The sequence below is a fragment of the Pantoea phytobeneficialis genome (assembly GCF_009728735.1).
Taxonomy (GTDB): Bacteria; Pseudomonadota; Gammaproteobacteria; order Enterobacterales; family Enterobacteriaceae; genus Pantoea; species Pantoea phytobeneficialis.
The window spans coordinates 1,224,662-1,246,146 of record NZ_CP024636.1 but is presented as its reverse complement, the minus strand read 5'-3'; the positions used below and the strand labels follow the sequence as shown (position 1 = coordinate 1,246,146).

Here is a 21,485-nt window from a genome sequence, read left to right as displayed (position 1 = left end):
GCCCCCAGCCGTAGCTTAGGGCGCAATAGCTGAAAAATCAGGCAGGATTGTCGATATCGATAAAGGTCACGTCGAGGCCATAGCTTTGTGCCAGCCATTCCCCCAGTGCCTTGATGCCGCCACGTTCGGTAGCATGGTGTCCGGCGGCAAAGAAGTGCAGTCCCTGCTCGCGAGCGCTGTGAATGGTTTGTTCCGACACTTCGCCAGTGATAAACGCATCGACACCGAATGCCGCCGCGCTGTCAATAAAGCCCTGACCGCCGCCGCTACACCAGGCGATACGTTTGATTTTTTCCGGCGCGTTATCACCGCAATGCAGCGGTGTGCGCCCCAGCGCCTGGGCGATGCGTTGCGCCAGCGCCTCACCGCTTAGCGGCTCCGCCAGCTCGCCCCACGGTACCAGCGGCATCACCTCGCCCTTCACCTCAATATTGAACAACCGCGCCAACTGCGCGTTGTTGCCGAGATGAGGATGGGCGTCAAGTGGCAGATGCCAGCCATACAGGTTGATATCATTGGCCAGTAGCGTGCGCAGGCGCTGGCGTTTCATCCCTTTAATCACCGGCGCTTCGCTTTTCCAGAAATAACCGTGATGCACCATCACCGCATCGGCATTGCGTTTTACCGCTTCGTCGAGCAATGCCTGACAGGCGGTGACACCGGTAATAATGGTTTTCACCTCCGGACGACCTTCGACCTGCAATCCATTGGGGGCATAGTCGCTAAAGGTGCTGCTGTTCAGCTGCTGGTTAACAATGTGTTCTAATTCAACGTGATTCATAATGGCTCCCTGACCTCTCAGGCCGCGCTGCGCGCGCGCTCGAAGGCGTCCAGTGTCTTTTTACGTGCGTCCTTATGTTCCACGATTGGCTCAGGATAATCGAGTGTCTTGTTATTTTTCTGCGCCCAGGCGTGCGGCTGATGGATATGCGCGTCCGGTACTGCCGCCAGTTCCGGTAACCACTGGCGGATAAACTCACCCTGTGGATCGAAACGCTCGCCCTGAGTCGTCGGATTAAAAATGCGAAAATAGGGAGCCGCATCAGTGCCGGTAGAAGCCGCCCACTGCCAGCCTCCGTTATTGGCCGCCAGATCACCGTCGATCAGCTGCTGCATAAAGTAGCGTTCCCCGTCATGCCAGTCGATCAGCAAATCCTTCACCAGAAAACTGGCGACAATCATCCGTAGCCGGTTATGCATCCAACCCAGGGTATTTAGCTGGCGCATCGCCGCATCCACAATCGGATAACCGGTTTTCCCCTGCTGCCAGGCCACCAGATGGTTTTGATTTTTCTGCCAGCGCACGTTACGCGTCCAGGCGACAAACGGCTGATGTTTGCATAGTGCGGGAAATGCCACCATCAAATGGCGATAAAACTCACGCCAGATCAACTCGTTAAGCCAGACAAATGCGTGACCGCCATCCAGCGCGTCCGGGTGGTGTTTGAGGATACGATGCAGGCACTGGCGTGGCGACAACACGCCCGTCGCCAGATACACCGATAGTCTGCTGGTGCCATCCACTGCGGGTTTGTCGCGTTCAGCGGCATACGCCACCACCGGTTGCTGCGCGAAATGGCGCAACTGTTGCAGCGCCGCCTCTTCGCCGGCGGGAAACAGCGTGGCGTCGAAATCTTCCAGCGGATAGTCAAACGGCGGAATTTCGTGTTCGACCGCGATGGGGCCACCGGCACGGGCGCGAGGGGCCATATGACATTCGGGCAGCCCCTGATGCAAACGACGGACAAAGGCTTTGCTGAACGGGGTAAACACCTTAAACATAGTGTGATTGCCGGTCTGCACGCTCCCCGGTGGCAACAACAGGCTGTCATCAAAGCCCTGGCAAATCACGCCCTGATCATCGAGACGTTTTTCCGCAGCGGCATCGCGCTGACGTTCATTGATTTCGTATTGATAGTTGTAAAATAGCTGATCGACCTGCTGCTGCTGGCAAAAGTCTGCCAGATACTCCAGCGAGGCAGCAAAATCGTCGCATTGTTGGTAATGCAATGGGATGCCCCGTTCCGCCAGCGCCCCCTGCAACAAACACAGGCTTTGATAAATAAACGCCGCCTGTTTCGGTGCCATATGATGTTGCTGCCACTGGCCGGGCGTGGCGGTAAACAGCGCCAGCACGCGCGCACCCGGATCGCGACAGGCAGCATACAGCGCGCTGTTGTCGTTGATGCGTAAATCATTGCGCAGCCAGACAAGATGAGTGGTCATAAAGCTCCTGAGATTATTGGCCATAGCGCAGACGCAGCGCTTCCGGATAAGGGTCGAAATAACGCTGCTGGGTTAGCCACGGATGCGGGAACTCCGCCATGTAGTGTTTCAGCATGGTGATCGGGGCCAGTAACGGCTGTAGCCCACAGCGATAACGGTCAATCAGCAGGGCCAGCTCCTGGCGTTGCGGCGAGGTCAGCTGACGGCGGAAATAACCCTGCACATGCATCAACACATTGGTGTGGTTGCGTCGGGTCGATTTGTGCGCCAGCAAACGCATCAACCGGTTGCGATATTCAAAAGCATAATCATCCAGCGAATCCCACGACTCCATCTTCGCCACAAAACGTCCCAACTCACGGTATTCATCCTGAGAGTGAGACAGCAGCAGCAGTTTGTAGCGACTATGGAACGCCACCAGTTGATGACGCGTCAGGCCATTGCGCCACATCTGATTGAACTCATGCAGGGCGTAAACACGGCCAATGAAATTTTCCCGGATATCCGCATCGTTGAGACGACCATCCTCTTCCAGTGGCAACCACGGCAGTTCACGCTGGAGGAATTCGGTGAAAATGCCGGTCCCCGCTTTACGATTGTTGTTGGTTTGCGGTTCATACACCCGCACCCGCTCCAGACCACAACTGGGTGATTTGGCGCACAGGATGTAGCCACACAGATGATGCAACCCTTTCACCCGTTGTGCAGACCACTGCGCCATCAGATCCGTGACCTCATCGCCGCCCGCCTTACTGAAGCACAGATGTACGCGCGCATCGTCCTCTTTTACCAGACGCAGCGCCGGACGCGGCGTCGGCAAACCAATCGCCATTTCCGGGCATACCGGCTCGAAATGGACAAAGGGGCTGAGTTCGTCTGTCGCAAAGGCAAAACGCTTATGGCCGCCATCAAAGCGAACGCTATCCCCGAGCAGGCAGGCACTGATACCGACAGGAATTTTTTCGCGCATACTTGTACAACCTCCAAAATCTTGTAGAGGTTTTAAGTGTAGCTGAAATGTATGCCAAACACAGCGTCAGCGGGGATGCGCAGTGAAAAATTGGCATAAAAAAACCCGGTGCTTCAGGGAAGACACCGGGCGGAACGACAGCGGAACAGCGTTACCAGAAAATGCCGCCAGCCGCTTCAGATTGCGCCAGCCAAACTGGCTTCGCGCTGGTTTTGCACCACATACGGTGCAGATAGCTGTAAAAGCGTGCGCGATCGGCACGGAACAGCATTACAGGGAGCGCCAGCACCCCCAGCAACACCACCAGCGCGCGGCGCAGCACAACTTTGTAGAACGGATATGCCTGATACATGGTTGCCTCCTGGTGAGTCTGAGAAAATGTGATCTGACACAAATATTACGCCTCGTTGTGTAATTTTACTACTCATCCGACCACTTTTTTGATCTTTTTTTGTCCATTTCATCGCCGCACTGAAATTAAGTTACATGAATGTAAATGTAAGGTTCCCAATGGGTAACAAACTTCAACACGGACGGCGTCGCGATTTATTGCTACAGTGAACCGTTATCCATTTCAGCCGCAGGAGTTCGCGTGACCACCATCTTGATCGTTGAAGATGAAAAGGAGATCCGCCGTTTCGTGCGCCTGGCGCTTGAAGGCGAAGGGCTAAAGATTGTGGAAGCCGAGCAGTTGCAGCGCGGCCTGATTGAAGCCGCCACGCGCAAACCCGATTTGGTGATCCTTGACCTCGGTTTGCCCGACGGCGATGGCAATGACTTTATCCGTGAAGTGCGCCAGTGGAGCAGCATGCCGGTGATTGTGTTATCCGCCCGCACGGACGAACAGGATAAAATCGATGCGCTGGATGCCGGTGCCGATGACTATCTCACCAAGCCTTTTGGCATTGGTGAACTGCTGGCACGGGTGCGTGTGGCGTTGCGACGTCATCAGGGCAGCCAGTTCGAACCGGTATTGCGTTTTGGTGACGTGACGGTCGATCTGGCGGCGCGTCGTGTGCTGCGCGCTGGCGAAGAGGTGCATCTGACGCCGACCGAATTTCGTCTGCTCAGTTTGCTGCTGAATAATGCCGGAAAAGTGCTGACACAACGTCAGTTGCTGAACCAGGTCTGGGGGCCAAATGCGGTGGAGCATAGCCATTATCTGCGCATTTATATGGGGCATCTGCGTCAGAAGCTCGAAACCAACCCCACCCAACCCAACCATCTGCTGACAGAAACCGGCATTGGTTATCGGTTTATGCCATAAAAAAAGGCGCAGAACGCGCCTTTTTTTCATTTCGCTGTGCTTAAGCGTTTTTCAACACTTCGCTCACGATTTCTACCGCTTCTTTCTCGATCAGCTGGCGATGCTCAGCGCCGAGGAAGCTTTCACAGTAGATTTTATAAGCATCTTCGGTGCCGGACGGACGCGCGGCGAACCAGCCGTTCTCCGTCATCACCTTCAGACCACCAATTGATGCGCCGTTACCCGGTGCCGCCGTCAGACGTGCGGTGATCGGATCACCGGCCAGCGTGTCAGCGCTCACCATTTCCGGTGAAAGCTTCGACAATGCCGCTTTCTGCGCGGAAGTCGCAGCTGCCTGCAAACGGTTGTAGCTTGGTGCGCCAAAACGCGCCGCCAGCTCATCATAATGTTGCTGCGGGTTTTTACCGGTGACAGCGGTGATTTCCGCCGCCAGCAGGCACAGAATGATACCGTCTTTATCGGTGGACCAGGCCGTGCCGTCGAAACGCAGGAACGACGCCCCGGCGCTCTCTTCGCCACCAAAGCCGAAGCTGCCGTCGAACAAGCCATCAACGAACCATTTGAAGCCCACTGGCACTTCCACCAGCTTGCGGCCAATGTCGTTCACCACGCGGTCAATCATCGCGCTGGACACCAGGGTTTTACCCACGGCGACATCTTTGCCCCACTGTGGACGATGCTGGAACAGGTAGTTGATCGCCACCGCCAGATAGTGGTTCGGGTTCATCAGGCCAGCCGGCGTCACAATGCCGTGGCGGTCGTAATCGGGATCGTTACCGAAAGCCAGGTCGAATTTGTCACGGTACGCCAACAGGCCAGCCATCGCGCACTCTGACGAGCAGTCCATACGCACCACGCCATCTTTATCCAGATGCATGAAGCGGAAGGTCTGATCGATAGCATCGTTAACAATGGTGATATCCAGCTTGTAATGCTCTGCGATACGCTGCCAGTAGGCCATACCAGAGCCACCAAGCGGATCAACACCAATTTTCAGGCCCGCTTTCTGAATCGCCGGGAAGTCGATCACCTGTGCCAGACCCTCAACATAGGGTTGGATCAGATCCTGCTCAACGATATGACCGCTGGCCCACGCCTGATCCAGTGGCAGGCGTTTTACATCCTTCAGACCCGCTTTCATCAGCTGGTTAGCACGATCTTCCACCACTTTGGTGACGTTCGTATCGGCCGGGCCACCATTCGGCGGGTTGTATTTGATACCACCGTCTTCCGGCGGGTTGTGCGACGGGGTGATAACGATGCCATCAGCCAGTGCGCCACCGCGTTTGTTGTGCTCAAGGATCGCGTTGGAGATAGCAGGCGTCGGCGTGTAGCCGTTGTCCTGCTGCACAATCACATCGACGCCATTAGCCGCCAGCACTTCCAGCACCGACAAAATCGCCGGTTCCGACAGCGCATGGGTGTCTTTACCGACATAGCACGGACCGGTGATGCCGTTCTTCTTACGATCTTCCGCGATGGCCTGCGCAATCGCCAGAATATGCATTTCGTTGAAGCTGTGACGACCTGCGCTACCACGGTGACCGGAAGTACCAAATTTCACCGCATGTTCAGGGTTATCCACATCCGGCTTCAGGACGTAGTACTGAGAGGTTAATTGTGCAACGTTAATCAAATCGCTCTGCTGGGCGGGCTGCCCGGCACGGGGGTGATTGGCCATTGGCGCTTCTCCCTGACGCTTCGGTTTAAATGGTGCCGCAAACTTTCTCTGTCAGTTCCTGCGGGAACTGCATGGCTAACATGATGTGTTCCACCATGCTGCATTTGCGACCGGTATTGGTATTGGTGATCACCCAGTACGGTGTGCCGGGCACATGCTTCGGCTTAGTATGGGTGCCATTTTGCAGCAGCGTATGCTCATCACCGGCAAAATAGACGCGGGTGCGTCCTTGCAGTGACGCCGTGGCATCCGCAAAGGCTGCGGGATCAAGACGATAGAGCGTTGACAACACCAGCATAAAGCGATTAACCGCCTTTTTCTGCTCTGCATACTCATCGGAAAGTAACAGTTCACGTACCGCACGAACGCGATCCTGCGGACGGGCTTGCGTTGCGACCGGCTGGGCTTCTTTGGCCGCAACGGCGACAACAGCAGAGGTTGCAGGGGCACTCTGACCGGCAGTGAACTTCAGCATGCGGCGCAAAATTTCGGAGGCGCTTTCACCAATGTGCTGGGTGTGGCTGGCAATATAACGGTAGAGTTCTTCGTCAACTTCAATCGTTTTCATCTTTTTCCGTACGATTCTGGCAAATGACAGAACCACGCATTTCTGCAAAGGCCTTAGCAAAATCCTGCCGTGCAAAATGTGAGCGGGCTCTAACATGAGGATTATAAAGTTAAATCCCAGGCGGCCGATAGCGCTGGCATCGTTTCAGGGCAAAAGTCGGAATATGCCCTAATGCCCACCAGGTTGGCTCCTGAGCAGGTGGATTCATGATAACCTAAGCGAAGCTCACAACCGTAAGAACTTTGCCATGATTTTGAATGCCCGTCTGGAAACTGAACAATCTGCCCCTGATGCTCCTCCAATTCTGTTAATTCATGGCCTGTTTGGCAGCCTGGATAACCTTGGCGTGCTGGCGCGTGGCCTGCGCGATGCCCGTCCCACCTTGCAGGTGGATGTACGCAATCACGGTCTGTCCGCGCGCAGCGACGAGATGAACTATGCGGCGATGGCGCAAGATATCGTTGACACTCTTGACGCCCACGGCCTCGATCGTGTTGGCGTAATCGGCCATTCGATGGGTGGCAAAATTGCCATGACGTTAAGTGCCATTGCGCCGGAACGCATTGAAAAGCTGGTGATGATTGATATCGCGCCGGTGGATTATCAGACACGCCGCCATGATGAGATTTTTGCTGCTATCCGTGCCGTAAGCGCCGCGGGTGTGACACGTCGCGGTGAAGCCGCCGAGGTGATGCGCACCCTGTTGGAAGAAGAAGGGGTCATTCAGTTCATTCTGAAATCGTTCCAGGATGGCGAATGGCGCTTTAATGTGCCGGTGCTGTGGGATAATTACGCCACCATTTCCGGCTGGAATGAGGTTCCTGCATGGCCACATCCGGCGCTGTTTATTCGCGGGAGCGAATCGCCTTATCTGGACAATCAACATCGTGATGCGTTGCTGCGCCAGTTTCCACAGGCGCATGCGCATGTCATCAGTGGTGCCGGTCACTGGGTCCATGCTGAAAAACCTGAGGCGGTTTTGCGCGCAGTTCGCCGCTTTTTTGTACTGTAAAAGCAAAAGCTTGCCGCAAAACGTTTAAGGTTGGCGTCGCAAGGAGTGCTGGAGTATGATGTCGCGCTAAAAATTTGCCGCGGATGATTTTTTCACCGTGGCTGGGCCGATAATGTATAAATTGCGCAGCGCCTTTCCGCCGTTCGCGCCCACTCAGTTTTACAAAAAATGGCAAAAGAACAAACTGACCGCACCACGCTCGATCTCTTCGCTGATGAGCGACGTCCCGGTCGCCCCAAAACCAGTCCGCTAACGCGTGACGAACAGTTGCGCATTAACAAGCGCAACCAGCTAAAACGCGACAAAGTGCGTGGTTTACGTCGCGTGGAGCTAAAAATGAGCAGTGAAGCGGTTGACGCGCTTAATACTCTGGCAGAGCAGCAGAACATCAGCCGTAGCGAATTGATTGAACAAATGCTGCTGGCGCAACTCAAACTGTCGTAACACACGCAGACCGCACGCAGGAACACAAAGTCTCGGCTTTACAAGTTCCGCCACTTTGCCCGGTCTGCTATCATTCGCTTAACTGTGCATTCAACCCATATATCAGGATTTAAGAGGTTACTTAACTCATGGCAATCGTAGGCATTTTCTTCGGCAGCGATACCGGCAATACTGAAAACATTGCAAAAATGATCCAGAAACAACTGGGTAAAGATGTGGCCGAAGTGCATGACATTGCCAAGAGCACCAAAGAAGATCTCGAAGCATTCGATATCCTGCTGCTGGGCATTCCGACCTGGTACTACGGCGAAGCGCAATGTGACTGGGATGATTTCTTCCCGACTCTGGAAGAAATTGATTTCAATGGCAAATTAGTCGCGCTGTTTGGCTGCGGTGACCAGGAAGATTACGCTGAATACTTCTGTGATGCGATGGGCACCATCCGCGATATCATCGAGCCAAACGGCGCGGTGATTGTGGGACACTGGCCGACCGAAGGCTACCATTTCGAAGCCTCGAAAGGTCTGGCAGATGACAAACACTTCCTCGGTCTGGCGATCGATGAAGATCGTCAGCCTGAACTGACCAACGAACGTGTTGATAAATGGGTGAAACAGATTTTCGATGAGCTGCAACTGAAAGAGATCATTGAAGCCTGATCCCCTGCCCTCCTCAATGTGGGCGCTGGCTCACATTGAGTTAAAGGAATTTCCTATAAAAATAATAGCTACTGTTTTTTAACTTTTTCCCGCAAATCTGTAGAATACCCGTAACGGTCATCCGCTTATTCCTCTGGCATCAGAATGAGGCTGAGTGAAATGGAAACAAAGACCTGCACGATCCCCGCCGGCGTTAGTGACATTTCTCCTTACAGCCACTGGTGATTTTCAGGACATTGCCTTGGTTTTCATTTCACTGCTTGAGTTCTATAATGAGACGCAAATGAGAATGCGCGTGATCGACATTCAAGGCCCTGCGCCGCAAGTGACTAGCTAAGTAACAGGACAATATCCGCATGACTGACAACAACTCCGCATTGAAGAAGGCTGGCCTGAAAGTCACGCTCCCCAGACTGAAAATTCTGGAAGTGCTTCAGGAACCCGAATGCCATCACGTCAGCGCGGAAGATTTGTACAAACGCCTGATCGACATGGGCGAAGAGATTGGTCTGGCAACGGTTTATCGCGTTCTTAACCAGTTTGATGACGCGGGAATCGTGACCCGCCATAACTTCGAGGGTGGTAAATCCGTCTTTGAACTGACGCAACAGCATCACCATGACCACCTGATCTGCCTGGATTGTGGCAAAGTGATCGAATTCAGCGATGAATCCATTGAAACCCGTCAGCGCGAAATCGCCACACGTCACGGTATCAAGTTGACTAACCACAGTCTGTACTTGTACGGCCACTGTGCGTTGGGAGACTGCCGCGAAGACGAGACGCTCCACGACAAGCAATAAAATGTGCTATGCAGTATAAAAAAACCGGTGCCTGGCACCGGTTTTTTTATGGCTGCTTCACTGCACCAGCGTTTCCTGTAAATAACGCCAGCGCGGAATTGAGGTACTGCAATCCAGCACCGCCAGTGAGATGCGGCTCTGGTTAGTGCCGTTCATCATTTGCAATTCGCGATACTGAATCGTCACTTCCTTGCTTTGTTGCGAGATGATGGCATGTTCGCTGGTGGCGATACGCATCCCTTCACGTTGACCACGCAGTTGACGGAACAGCACTTCCGTCGCATTGAAATCCAGTTGCTTGCCCTGCGGTGTCACCATTTTGAAATCCGGGTGAAAGTGCGAAAGGAACAATTCAATGCTGTCGTCGGTGCTATCCGACTGATTAAAAATACGTTCGATAAGTTGATGTAATACCACTACGCTGTGTTTGGCTTCCTGAGCGAGACTTGTCATTTTTTTTCCTTTATAACCCGCGGAGCAACGTCTGAGAGCGCATAGCCTACCTGAAAAAAAGTTTTTAACACTCGTAAATTGATTAATTATGTTAAAGTCAGATTAGTTGCAAATCCCGGTAACAAGCACGTTTCGCAAGCCACAGAATAAAAGATGGCTAAACTCAAATTACAGCCAATAAAAAAGGGCGATTTCTCGCCCTTTTATCAGGATATGGGGAAAACGACAAAAAGGATTAATCGCCGATTTTCGCCCAGGTATCACGCAAACCGACAGTACGGTTGAATACCAGCTTAGAAGGCTGCGAATAAACGCTATCTGCGCAAAAATAACCTTCACGTTCAAATTGATACGGCGCAAGCGCTACTGCATCACGCAGACCCGGCTCAACAAAACCTTGTTTGATTTCCAGCGAGTTCGGGTTGATGGTGGTGAGGAAATCCTCTGCCGCACCTGGGTTCGGTACACTGAACAGACGGTCGTACAGACGGAATTCCGCAGGCAGCGCATGGATCGCCGAAACCCAGTGGATCACGCCTTTCACTTTACGGCCATCAGCCGGATCTTTGCTCAGGGTATCGACGTCACAGGTACAATAGATGCAGGTGATATTGCCTTCATCATCTTTCGCTACGCGCTCGGCACGGATCACATAAGCATTACGCAGACGGACCTCTTTACCCAGCACCAGACGTTTGTACTGCTTGTTGGCTTCCTCACGGAAATCAGCGCGATCGATCCACACCTCACGACTGAACGGAACCTCACGCGTGCCCATTTCCGGTTTGTTCGGATGGTTCGGCATGGTGATGATCTCTTCATGACCCGCAGGCAGGTTCTCAATCACCACTTTCAGCGGATCCAGCACCGCCATAGCACGCGGCGCATTCTCGTTGAGATCGTCACGGATACATGACTCCAGCGAGGCCATCTCAACGATGTTGTCCTGTTTCGTCACACCAATTCGCAGGCAGAATTCACGAATCGAGGCTGCGCTGTAACCACGACGGCGCAAACCGGACACGGTCAGCATACGCGGGTCATCCCAGCCTTCTACCACCTTTTCACTCACCAGCTGAGTCAGTTTACGCTTCGACATCACCGCGTATTCCAGATTCAGACGTGAGAATTCATACTGACGCGGGTGAACCGGAATGCTGATGTTGTCCAGCACCCAATCGTACAGGCGACGGTTATCCTGGAACTCCAGCGTACACAGTGAATGGGTAATGCCTTCCAGTGCGTCGGAGATGCAGTGGGTAAAATCGTACATCGGGTAGATGCACCATTTGTTACCAGTCTGGTGATGCTCAGCAAATTTAATGCGATACAGCACCGGATCGCGCATCACGATAAAGTTTGATGCCATATCGATTTTGGCACGCAGGCAAGCCTTGCCCTCTTCGAAGCCACCGGCGCGCATTTTTTCAAACAGCGCCAGGTTCTCTTCCGGTGTGCGATCGCGGAACGGGCTGTTTTTACCCGGGGCAGTCAGGGTGCCACGGTATTCGCGAATCTCTTCCGGCGAAAGCTCATCCACATAGGCCAGGCCTTTGTTGATCAGTTCGACCGCATAGTTGTACAGCTGGTCGAAATAGTTCGAGGAGTAACAAACGTCTCCGCTCCATTCAAAGCCCAGCCATTGCACGTCGCGCTTGATGGACTCGACGAACTCCATATCTTCTTTCACCGGGTTGGTGTCGTCGAAGCGCAGATTGCACTGTCCCTGGTAATCTTGTGCGATACCAAAATTCAGACAGATCGATTTCGCATGGCCAATATGCAGGTAACCATTGGGCTCAGGCGGGAAACGGGTATGCACGCTGTTGTGCTTACCGCTCGCCAAATCTTCGTCGATAATCTGACGAATAAAGTTCGTTGGGCGGGCTTCAGCCTCACTCATCTCAAAATCCTCAAATACAATACGGGTGATTTGTCCTGGAAAGTAACGGAGTATGATCCACAAAGCGCAGAAGGGAAACAACCGTTTGTTGGTCGTTTTAAAACAAAAAAGGCAGGAATCGCTTCCTGCCTTTGGGGTTTATCACAAGGGTTTAGCCTTTAACCTCGTACAAACGGGTTTCACCGGCGACCACTGACCCACTAGCCAGCAGATTGAGGCCAGCGAAATCATCGCTGTTGCTGACCACCACCGGGCTGATCATCGAACGGGCATTGGCATTGAGGAAATCCAGATCCATTTCCAGCACTGGCTGGCCCGCCACCACCGTTGCGCCCTCTTCCACCAGACGCGAGAAGCCTTTGCCTTCCAGCGCGACGGTATCCAGACCCATATGCACCACGATCTCAACACCGTTCTCGCTCTCCAGACAGAAAGCATGGTTGGTATTGAAGATTTTCACGATGGTACCGGCAATCGGTGCCACCACGGTTTTACCGGTAGGCTTAATTGCCAGACCATCACCCACCGCCTTGCTGGCGAAGGCTTCATCCGGCACCGCGTCCAGGGCAACCACTTCACCGCTCACCGGAGCCACCAGCGTGGCGATCACGCCTTTGTCGCTGTTCAGCACGGCCTGCGGCTGTGGTGCCGCGGGTTGTGCAGCAGCAGGCGCGGTAGCGGCAGCGGCGACTGGGCCTTTGGTCAGCACGGTTTTCATCGCGGTGGCAATGCTTTCCGCCTGGGTACCGACGATAATCTGCACGCTTTGTTTGTTGAGACGGATAATACCGGATGCACCCAAACGTTTCGCCACGCTGTCGTTCACCTGAGCGGCATCTTTCACGTTCAGACGCAGACGGGTGATACAGGCATCGATGTTGGTCAGGTTTTCTGAACCACCCACGGCACCAATGTAGCGACGCGCCAGCGATTCGGTCTGGCTTTCGCCACTGCCGCTGTGGTCAACATTGACGTCATAGCCGTCAGTTTCATCATCAGCAGCCAGTTCACGGCCCGGTGTCATCAGGTTGAATTTCTGGATAGTGAACCGGAACACCACATAGTAGATAGCGAAGAACACCAGACCTTGTGGGATCAGCATCCACCAATGGACCGCCAGCGGGTTGCGCGTTGACAGCGCCATATCCACCAGGCCGGCGCTGAAACCAAAGCCCGCAATCCAGTGCATGCTCGCCGCGATAAATACCGAAAGCCCGGTCAGCAGCGCATGGATGACATACAGCACCGGTGCCACGAACATAAAGGAGAATTCCAGTGGTTCGGTGATACCGGTAAAGAAGGCAGCAAAGGCAGCAGCCAACATGATACCGCCCACTTTGGCACGGTTTTCCGGACGCGCGCAGTGGTAAATTGCCAGCGCTGCACCCGGCAGACCGAACATCATGATCGGGAAGAAGCCCGCCTGATAGCGACCGGTGATCCCCGGAATGCCGCTGCCATTAGCGATGGACTGTGCACCACCGAGGAATTTCGGAATATCGTTGATGCCAGCCACGTCAAACCAGAACACGGAGTTCAATGCGTGATGCAGACCCACCGGAATCAGCAGACGGTTGAAGAAGGCATAGATACCTGCGCCAACAGAACCCAGTTTCTGAATGCTCTCGCCAAAGCTGACCAGACCATTAAACACCACCGGCCAGATATACATCAGAACGAACGCGACGAGGATCATCAGGAAGGAGACCAGGATGGGAACCAGACGGCGGCCACTGAAGAATGACAGCGCTTTTGGTAGCTCAACGTGGCTGAAGCGGTTATAGACTTCCGCCGAGATAATCCCCACCAGGATACCGACAAACTGGTTCTCGATTTTGCCGAAAGCGGCAGGCACTTGATCCAACGGGATTTTCTGAATCATCGACACGGCGGCCGGTGAACACAGGGTAGTGACCACGAGGAAACCAACGAAGCCAGTCAGCGCCGCAGCACCGTCTTTATCTTTTGACATGCCATAGGCAACACCGATGGCAAACAGCACCGACATATGCTCGATGATCGCGGCACCGGATTTGATCAGCAACGCAGCCAGAGCGTTACCCGCCCCCCAGCTGTCAGGATCGATCCAGTACCCCACCCCCATTAAAATTGCCGCTGCCGGCAGGGTCGCCACCGGCACCATAAGCGCTCGGCCGACCTTTTGCAGATATCCTAAAATACTCACCTTATTCTCCCCCTTTGAGACTGGCGTATTGCCGTAGCGCGGGTTGATTTTATTATCCCGGCACCCGGTAGCTTAGATGACACTTTTCACCACGAGGCGAAGTGTAGAGATAAATTAATTCGCCTCGCAAATTAAAACCACAACAACTGTGACTTTTATCACCAAAAATGACGTTTACACCCCCTAACTGCTAGCCATCACCCCAAACTTATTTTATGATGAAAAATATCAGGACGCACTTTTCCCCGTATGGTTGAGCTTAAACGGATTACGCTTAAGAACGGTCTGTAGAGAAAACGGCGACCCCACTTTTCAATCTTTAACTGAGGTGAAGACATGAGACTGATCCCTTTAGCCACACCTACCCAGGTGGGTAAATGGGCCGCGCGCCATATTGTTAACCGCATTAATGCGTTTAATCCTGGCCCAGATCGTCCCTTCGTGCTAGGTCTGCCCACCGGTGGCACACCACTGGAAGCGTACAAGCACCTGATTGAGATGCATAAAGCGGGCCAGGTTAGTTTCAAACATGTGGTCACGTTTAACATGGATGAATACGTTGGCCTGCCAAAAGAGCATCCGGAAAGTTACCACAGCTTTATGTATCGTAATTTTTTCGATCACGTTGATATCCAACCAGAAAACATCAATCTTCTGAATGGCAATGCGGAAGATATTGACGCAGAATGTCGTCAGTACGAAGAGAAGATCCGCGCTCTGGGCAAAATCCATCTGTTTATGGGTGGCGTGGGCAATGATGGTCACATCGCCTTTAACGAACCAGCCTCCTCGCTTGCATCCCGTACCCGTATCAAAACGTTGACACACGAGACTCGCCTCGCCAATTCCCGTTTCTTTAACGGTGATGTGGATCAGGTGCCAAAATATGCCCTGACCGTGGGTGTAGGTACGTTGCTGGATGCCGAAGAGGTGATGATTCTGGTTACCGGTCATGTCAAAGCTCAGGCGTTGCAGGCGGCGGTAGAAGGTAATGTTAACCATATGTGGACCATCAGCTGCTTGCAGCTGCACGCCAAAGGCGTGGTGGTGTGTGATGAACCCGCCACCATGGAACTGAAAGTGAAAACCGTGAAATATTTCCGCGAAATGGAAGCGGAAAATATGAAAGGTGTGTAAGACCACGTTGTAAAAATCCTGCTGCCAGCATGGCGGTGGGCTTAGCCGGGAGAAAGAAACGATGTACGCATTAGTAAACGGCCGGATTTTTACCGGTCATGAAATTCTGGACAATCATGCGGTAGTGATTGCCGATGGCCTGATTGAGCGCGTCTGCCCACGCGATACGCTCGACGCCACCCTGCCGCAACAGGATGTTGCGGGTGCGTTTATCGCTCCCGGTTTTATCGATTTACAACTTAATGGCTGCGGCGGCGTGCAGTTTAACGATGATATCGATGCACTGACCGTGGAAACGCTGGAAATTATGCAGCGCGCCAATGAGAAATCAGGCTGCACCAGCTACCTGCCAACGCTTATCACCAGCACCGATGCGTTAATGAAACGTGCAATCGAAACCATGCGCGCATATCTGGCTAAACATCAAAACCAGGCGTTGGGTTTACACCTCGAAGGTCCGTGGCTGAATAAAGTCAAAAAAGGCACGCACAATCCGGAATTGATTCGTCTGCCGGATGCACAACTGGTGGATTTTCTTTGCGCTAACGCCGATGTCATCACCAAAGTGACACTCGCCCCGGAGAATGCCGGTAGTGCGGTGATCCGCAAATTAAGCGATGCGGGTATTATTGTTTCAGCGGGCCACTCGAACGCCACTTATGAAGAAGCCAAAAGCGGTTTCGCCGCAGGCGTAAGTTTTGCCACCCACCTCTACAATGCGATGCCGACCTTTGCCGGACGTGAACCCGGTTTGATTGGCGCGCTGTTTGATTCGCCTGATGTATACTGCGGCATCATTGCAGATGGTTTACATGTCCACTACGCTAATGTGCGCAATGCGAAGCGTATCAAGGGCGACAAGTTGGTGCTGGTCACTGATGCCACAGCCCCGGCAGGCGCCTCGATTGATAAATTTATTTTTGCAGGTAAAACAATATACTATCGCGATGGCCTTTGCGTGGATGAGAACGGAACCTTAAGTGGTTCTGCTATCACCATGATTGAAACGGTTCAGAACTGTGTAGAACATTGCGGCATTGCGCTGGATGAGGCGCTGCGCATGGCTACGCTCTATCCGGCAAAGGCGATGGGAGTGGAAAAACAGTTGGGTACGGTCGAAGCTGGAAAAGTCGCCAACCTGACTGTCTTTACCCGCGATTTTCAAATCATTAAGACGTTCGTCAACGGAGAGAACGTCCTCAGCGAGTAAGCACTGAATGACCACTGGCGGCCAGACTCAAATAGGAAATGTCGATCTTGTCAAGCAACTCAATAGCGCAGCCGTTTATCGGTTGATTGATCAACAAGGGCCTATTTCGCGCATTCAGATAGCTGAAGTAAGCCAGCTTGCGCCCGCCAGCGTCACCAAAATTACCCGCCAGTTGATTGAGCGTGGCCTGATCAAAGAGGTGGAACAACAAGCCTCCACCGGTGGTCGCCGCGCTATCTCCATCATCACGGAAACCCGCCATTTTCACACCATTGGGGTGCGCCTCGGACGCAATGATGCCACGCTGACGCTGTTTGATCTCAGTGGCAAATCCCTGGCACAGGAAGATTACCCGCTGCCGGAACGTACCCAGGAAACGCTGGAAAATGCGTTATTCAACGCCATCACCGCGTTTATGGCCGCCCATCAGCGAAAAATTCATGAACTGATTGCCATTGCCGTGATTCTGCCTGGCCTGGTGGACCCGATTAACGGGGTGATTCGCTATATGCCGCATATTGCCGTCAGCCACTGGCCGCTGGTTTCCAGCCTGCAAAAACGCTTCAATGTCACCAGTTTCGTTGGCCACGATATCCGCAGCCTGGCCCTTGCTGAGCACTACTTCGGTGCAAGCCGTGACTGTGCAGACTCCATTCTGGTGCGCCTGCATCGCGGTACCGGGGCTGGCATTATCGCCAATGGTCACATTTTTCTTGGCAGCAATGGCAACGTGGGCGAAATTGGCCATATTCAGGTCGATCCGCTGGGCGAGCGCTGCCATTGTGGCAACTTCGGCTGTCTGGAAACTATCGCCGCCAATGGGGCGATTGAAAACCGGGTGCGCCATCTGTTGAATCAGGGCTATCCCAGCTCGCTGACTCTCGGCGATTGCCAGATGCCGCAAATCTGTCGCGCAGCCAATCAGGGCGATGCGCTGGCATGCGAAGTGATCGAATATGTCGGTCGCTATCTCGGAAAAGCCATCGCGATTGCCATTAACCTGTTTAATCCGCAGAAAGTGGTGCTGGCCGGTGAAATTACCGAGGCCGATAAAGTGCTGTTTCCGGCGATTGAAGGCTGCATTAATACCCAGGCACTGAATGCGTTTCGTAAAAATCTGCCTGTGGTACGCTCAGAACTGGATCATCGCTCCGCCATCGGCGCTTTTGCGTTGGCAAAACGCGCGATGCTGAATGGCATTCTGCTGCAACATCTGCTGGAAGAGTAATCGATGCCTGCCCCAGGCAGGCCATACCGGATGCAATCTATGACAATTAAAAGCGTAATCTGTGACATCGACGGTGTGTTGATGCACGACAACACCGCCGTTCCTGGTGCCCAGGAGTTCCTGCAACGCATCCTTGAAAAAAAGATGCCGCTGGTGGTGCTGACCAACTATCCCTCACAAACAGCGAAAGATTTGGCAAACCGTTTTGCCTCTTCTGGCATTGAAGTGCCGGATTCGGTGTTCTACACCTCGGCAATGGCGACGGCCGATTTTCTGCGCCGTCAGGAAGGGAAAAAAGCCTATGTGATTGGCGAAGGCGCGCTGATTCATGAGCTGTACAAGGCGGGATTCACCATCACCGATATCAATCCGGATTTCGTCATCGTCGGCGAAACGCGCTCCTTTAACTGGGAGATGATGCATAAGGCGGCGTTCTTTGTTGCCAACGGCGCGCGCTTTATCGCTACCAACCCGGATACCCATGCACGTAATTTTGTCCCGGCCTGCGGTGCGTTGTGTGCCGGCATTGAGAAGATCTCCGGGCGCAAACCGTTTTATGTCGGTAAACCCAGCCCCTATATCATGCGTGCTGCGCTGAATAAGATGCAGGCGCACTCCGAAGAAACGGTGATCGTGGGCGATAACCTGCGCACCGATATTCTCGCCGGTTTCCAGGCCGGTCTGGAAACGGTGCTGGTGCTGTCGGGTGTTTCCACACTCAGCGATATTGATGCCATGCCGTTCCGCCCGGACTGGATTTATCCTTCGGTTGCCGATATCGATCTATTCTGATTCTCTCCATCAACAAAACTTATGGCCCGGCGCACCAAAAAAGTTCGCCGGGTTTCTTTTTTTCGCGCCCTGCCTTGTTCACAAAATAGCCCGAATTGAGATTTCATTAGATGCCATCTAATGAAATGGTTATTTGATTGAATAAAATTCAATTTATTTGCGAAGACAACATTCTTTTTATCAACCAATCGTGAATTTGCTTGCATTACCACCACCAAATAGCGCATTTTCTTATACATCACGCAGCCGATGCTGCCGGACAAACGTAGAAATAACATCCCCACAGGGTGAGATCAGGAGTCAGTTATGTGTTCGATTTTTGGTGTGCTGGATCTGAAAACCGATCCTGTTGAATTGCGCAAGAAAGCGCTGGAATGTTCCCGTCTGATGCGCCATCGCGGCCCGGACTGGTCAGGCGTCTATGCCGATGACAAAGCCATTCTGGCGCATGAGCGCCTGTCAATTGTTGACGTCAACAACGGCGCACAGCCGCTGTACAACGCCGATCACACCCACGTACTGGCGGTAAACGGTGAAATCTACAACCATCAGGCGCTGCGTGCTGAACTGAGCGATCGCTATCAGTTCCAGACCGGTTCTGACTGTGAAGTGATCCTCGCGCTGTATCAGGAAAAAGGCGTCGATTTCCTCGATGACCTGCAAGGCATGTTTGCCTTTATTCTGTGGGACAGCGTGAAACAACAATATCTGATTGGTCGTGACCATATCGGTATCATCCCGCTGTATATGGGTAACGATGAACACGGCAACTTCTATGTCGCTTCCGAAATGAAAGCGCTGGTGCCGGTGTGCCGCTCCATCAAAGAATTCCCGCCGGGAAGCTACCTCTCCAGCACCGATGGCGAAATCCGTCGTTACTGGCAGCGTGACTGGATGGATTACAAAGCCGTTGAGCACAACGTTACTGATGCCGCCGGTCTGAAAGCCGCGCTGGAAGAGTCAGTCAAAAGCCATCTGATGTCAGACGTCCCCTACGGCGTGCTGCTGTCTGGTGGTCTGGACTCGTCCATTATCTCCGCAGTGACCAAACGTTTTGCGGCAAAACGCGTAGAAGATCATGACAAGAGCGATGCCTGGTGGCCGCAACTGCACTCCTTCGCGGTAGGTCTGGAAGGTTCACCGGACCTGAAAGCGGCGAAATCGGTCGCGGAACATCTCGGCACCGTGCACCATGAAATCCACTTCACCGTGCAGGAAGGTCTGGATGCAATTCGTGATGTGATTTACCACATCGAAACCTACGATGTGACCACTATCCGTGCCTCAACGCCGATGTACCTGATGTCGCGTAAAATCAAAGCGATGGGTATCAAAATGGTGCTGTCTGGCGAAGGTGCTGATGAAGTGTTTGGTGGCTACCTCTACTTCCACAAAGCGCCGAACGCCAAAGAGTTCCACGAGGAGAACGTGCGTAAGCTGCTGGCACTGCATATGTATGACTGTGCCCGTGCTAACAAAGCGATGTCAGCCTGGGGTGTGGAAGCGCGTGTGCCGTTCCTCGACAAGAAATTCCTGGATGTCGCGATGCGCATCAATCCGGAAGATAAAATGTGTGGCAGCAACGGCAAGATGGAAAAACACATCCTGCGTGAATGCTTCTCCTCATATCTGCCGGAAAGCGTGGCATGGCGTCAGAAAGAGCAGTTCTCTGACGGTGTAGGTTACAGCTGGATCGACACCCTGAAAGAAGTGGCCGCGAAGCAGGTTAGCGATCAACAACTGGCGACCGCCCACTTCCGCTTCCCGTACAACACGCCGAACTCCAAAGAAGCGTATCTGTACCGTGAGATCTTTGAAGAACTGTTCCCGATCCCGAGTGCCGCTGAATGTGTGCCGGGTGGTCCGTCGGTGGCCTGTTCTTCCGCAAAAGCGATTGAATGGGATGAAGCGTTCAAATCGATGGACGATCCATCAGGTCGTGCGGTAGGCGTGCATCAGTCAGCCTATAAATAAGATTTTTAATATCAAGTAAAAGGGGCCAGAAATGGCCCCTTTTTTTATCCGTTGCGTTTGTATTGATCGAAAATTGCCGAATAAATCATCAGCCTGGTTATAAGCCAGACAAACAGGCGCATTAAGGCGAAAAACGGTAAAAAATTTGTTGACGCTACAAAGCTCAATACGCATAATGCGCCCCGCAACGCCGATGAAGGTAGCGCGAAAAAAAGATGGCTACGTAGCTCAGCTGGTTAGAGCACAGCACTCATAATGCTGGGGTCACAGGTTCGATTCCCGTCGTAGCCACCATCTTTTTTTGCGGGAGTGGCGAAATTGGTAGACGCACCAGATTTAGGTTCTGGCGCCGCAAGGTGTGCGAGTTCAAGTCTCGCCTCCCGCACCATTTCCAGTCTTCGGCAGCCGGATGGGGTATCGCCAAGCGGTAAGGCACCGGTTTTTGATACCGGCATTCCCTGGTTCGAATCCAGGTACCCCAGCCAATCCGATGAACTCTCGTGGATATGAGTCGACTATTGGGATATCGCCAAGCGGTAAGGCACCGGTTTTTGATACCGGCATTCCCTGGTTCGAATCCAGGTATCCCAGCCATCGTCGGATATGATGTAAAGCAGTACAATTTGGCTACGTAGCTCAGCTGGTTAGAGCACAGCACTCATAATGCTGGGGTCACAGGTTCGATTCCCGTCGTAGCCACCATATAAAATTGGGGTGTCGCCAAGCGGTAAGGCAGTGGATTCTGATTCCACCATTCCGGGGTTCGAATCCCTGCACCCCAGCCATACAAAGACAATTTGACCAAACACCTATTGGGGTGTCGCCAAGCGGTAAGGCACCGGATTCTGATTCCGGCATTCCGGGGTTCGAATCCCTGCACCCCAGCCAAATTGCACAATAAAGCCCGCTTTTGCGGGCTTTATTGTTTTCTGGGTTTATGTAAAAACACATCCCCCGTAGCGGCGCGATTTAT

19 protein-coding genes and 7 tRNA genes are annotated in these 21,485 nt (G+C 53.1%); 17 read left to right on the top strand and 9 right to left on the bottom strand.

Annotated features, from left to right (window positions below; genetic code table 11):
- Positions 1–37: 37 nt before the first annotated feature.
- The 4 genes from CTZ24_RS05680 to CTZ24_RS05665 all read right to left on the bottom strand — a co-directional run bounded on the left by CTZ24_RS05680 (position 38) and on the right by CTZ24_RS05665 (position 3,548).
- Positions 38–781: a type 2 GTP cyclohydrolase I gene (locus CTZ24_RS05680; protein WP_021182399.1), complete on the bottom strand. Its 744-nt coding sequence runs from the start codon at positions 779–781 to the stop codon at positions 38–40.
- A 17-nt stretch (positions 782–798) separates the two neighbouring features.
- Complete coding sequence (gene phrB / locus CTZ24_RS05675; RefSeq protein WP_208725019.1) at positions 799–2,226, bottom strand: deoxyribodipyrimidine photo-lyase; 1,428 nt, start codon at positions 2,224–2,226, stop codon at positions 799–801.
- A gap of 13 nt (positions 2,227–2,239) precedes the next feature.
- Complete coding sequence (locus tag CTZ24_RS05670; protein WP_208725018.1) at positions 2,240–3,196, bottom strand: YbgA family protein; 957 nt, start codon at positions 3,194–3,196, stop codon at positions 2,240–2,242.
- A gap of 151 nt (positions 3,197–3,347) precedes the next feature.
- Positions 3,348–3,548 carry a DUF2517 family protein gene (locus tag CTZ24_RS05665; RefSeq protein WP_021182396.1) on the bottom strand — a complete coding sequence of 67 codons (201 nt, stop codon included), beginning with the start codon at positions 3,546–3,548 and terminating at the stop codon, positions 3,348–3,350.
- Positions 3,549–3,788: 240 nt separating this feature from the next.
- Between CTZ24_RS05665 and kdpE the strand changes: the two genes are divergently transcribed.
- Positions 3,789–4,463, top strand: coding sequence for a two-component system response regulator KdpE (gene kdpE, locus CTZ24_RS05660; protein WP_208725017.1), 675 nt, complete (start codon positions 3,789–3,791; stop codon positions 4,461–4,463).
- A gap of 40 nt (positions 4,464–4,503) precedes the next feature.
- Here the strand turns inward: kdpE and pgm are convergent, their stop codons facing one another.
- Positions 4,504–6,144: a phosphoglucomutase (alpha-D-glucose-1,6-bisphosphate-dependent) gene (pgm, locus tag CTZ24_RS05655; RefSeq protein WP_208725016.1), complete on the bottom strand. Its 1,641-nt coding sequence runs from the start codon at positions 6,142–6,144 to the stop codon at positions 4,504–4,506.
- Positions 6,145–6,169: 25 nt separating this feature from the next.
- Positions 6,170–6,712: a replication initiation negative regulator SeqA gene (gene seqA / locus CTZ24_RS05650; protein ID WP_021182393.1), complete on the bottom strand. Its 543-nt coding sequence runs from the start codon at positions 6,710–6,712 to the stop codon at positions 6,170–6,172.
- A 247-nt stretch (positions 6,713–6,959) separates the two neighbouring features.
- On the opposite strand from seqA, the gene ybfF reads away from it, so the two are divergent.
- The 4 genes from ybfF (at position 6,960) to fur (ending at position 9,630) form a co-directional block, all read left to right on the top strand.
- A complete protein-coding gene (ybfF, locus tag CTZ24_RS05645) occupies positions 6,960–7,724 on the top strand; it encodes an esterase (RefSeq protein ID WP_208725015.1) in 765 nt (254 codons plus the stop codon).
- Positions 7,725–7,892: 168 nt separating this feature from the next.
- Positions 7,893–8,168, top strand: coding sequence for a LexA regulated protein (ybfE, locus tag CTZ24_RS05640; RefSeq protein WP_013508279.1), 276 nt, complete (start codon positions 7,893–7,895; stop codon positions 8,166–8,168).
- Positions 8,169–8,296: 128 nt separating this feature from the next.
- Positions 8,297–8,827 (top strand): flavodoxin FldA, encoded by a 531-nt coding sequence (fldA, locus tag CTZ24_RS05635; protein ID WP_013508278.1) that lies wholly within the window; start codon positions 8,297–8,299, stop codon positions 8,825–8,827.
- Between the two features lie 356 nt (positions 8,828–9,183).
- The gene (gene fur / locus CTZ24_RS05630) at positions 9,184–9,630 is read left to right on the top strand and encodes a ferric iron uptake transcriptional regulator (protein ID WP_013508277.1); all 447 of its coding nucleotides are present in this window, start codon (positions 9,184–9,186) and stop codon (positions 9,628–9,630) included.
- Positions 9,631–9,687: 57 nt separating this feature from the next.
- Here the strand turns inward: fur and CTZ24_RS05625 are convergent, their stop codons facing one another.
- The 3 genes from CTZ24_RS05625 to nagE form a co-directional block, all read right to left on the bottom strand.
- On the bottom strand, positions 9,688–10,083 hold the full coding sequence (locus tag CTZ24_RS05625) for a hypothetical protein (protein ID WP_021182391.1): 396 nt from the start codon (positions 10,081–10,083) through the stop codon (positions 9,688–9,690).
- A 235-nt stretch (positions 10,084–10,318) separates the two neighbouring features.
- Positions 10,319–11,986 (bottom strand): glutamine--tRNA ligase, encoded by a 1,668-nt coding sequence (glnS, locus tag CTZ24_RS05620; RefSeq protein WP_021182390.1) that lies wholly within the window; start codon positions 11,984–11,986, stop codon positions 10,319–10,321.
- A gap of 151 nt (positions 11,987–12,137) precedes the next feature.
- Positions 12,138–14,165 (bottom strand): N-acetylglucosamine-specific PTS transporter subunit IIBC, encoded by a 2,028-nt coding sequence (gene nagE / locus CTZ24_RS05615; RefSeq protein ID WP_208725499.1) that lies wholly within the window; start codon positions 14,163–14,165, stop codon positions 12,138–12,140.
- 342 nt (positions 14,166–14,507) lie between these two features.
- On the opposite strand from nagE, the gene nagB reads away from it, so the two are divergent.
- The 12 genes from nagB to CTZ24_RS05555 all read left to right on the top strand — a co-directional run bounded on the left by nagB (position 14,508) and on the right by CTZ24_RS05555 (position 21,400).
- Complete coding sequence (gene nagB / locus CTZ24_RS05610) at positions 14,508–15,308, top strand: glucosamine-6-phosphate deaminase (RefSeq protein ID WP_021182387.1); 801 nt, start codon at positions 14,508–14,510, stop codon at positions 15,306–15,308.
- Positions 15,309–15,369: 61 nt separating this feature from the next.
- On the top strand, positions 15,370–16,518 hold the full coding sequence (gene nagA / locus CTZ24_RS05605) for an N-acetylglucosamine-6-phosphate deacetylase (RefSeq protein ID WP_208725014.1): 1,149 nt from the start codon (positions 15,370–15,372) through the stop codon (positions 16,516–16,518).
- Between the two features lie 7 nt (positions 16,519–16,525).
- Positions 16,526–17,746 carry a DNA-binding transcriptional regulator NagC gene (gene nagC, locus CTZ24_RS05600; RefSeq protein ID WP_208725013.1) on the top strand — a complete coding sequence of 407 codons (1,221 nt, stop codon included), beginning with the start codon at positions 16,526–16,528 and terminating at the stop codon, positions 17,744–17,746.
- 39 nt (positions 17,747–17,785) lie between these two features.
- Positions 17,786–18,538, top strand: a complete 753-nt coding sequence (locus CTZ24_RS05595; RefSeq protein WP_013508270.1) for an HAD-IIA family hydrolase — start codon at positions 17,786–17,788, stop codon at positions 18,536–18,538.
- A 306-nt stretch (positions 18,539–18,844) separates the two neighbouring features.
- Positions 18,845–20,512: an asparagine synthase B gene (asnB, locus tag CTZ24_RS05590; RefSeq protein ID WP_021182384.1), complete on the top strand. Its 1,668-nt coding sequence runs from the start codon at positions 18,845–18,847 to the stop codon at positions 20,510–20,512.
- A gap of 217 nt (positions 20,513–20,729) precedes the next feature.
- Positions 20,730–20,806 (top strand) — tRNA-Met (locus CTZ24_RS05585).
- 9 nt (positions 20,807–20,815) lie between these two features.
- Positions 20,816–20,900: transfer RNA gene (locus tag CTZ24_RS05580), tRNA-Leu, on the top strand.
- A 22-nt stretch (positions 20,901–20,922) separates the two neighbouring features.
- Positions 20,923–20,997: transfer RNA gene (locus tag CTZ24_RS05575), tRNA-Gln, on the top strand.
- Between the two features lie 34 nt (positions 20,998–21,031).
- Positions 21,032–21,106, top strand: a tRNA-Gln gene (locus tag CTZ24_RS05570).
- Between the two features lie 31 nt (positions 21,107–21,137).
- A tRNA-Met gene (locus tag CTZ24_RS05565) sits at positions 21,138–21,214 on the top strand.
- 8 nt (positions 21,215–21,222) lie between these two features.
- Positions 21,223–21,297, top strand: a tRNA-Gln gene (locus CTZ24_RS05560).
- A 28-nt stretch (positions 21,298–21,325) separates the two neighbouring features.
- Positions 21,326–21,400: transfer RNA gene (locus CTZ24_RS05555), tRNA-Gln, on the top strand.
- Positions 21,401–21,485: the final 85 nt, after the last annotated feature.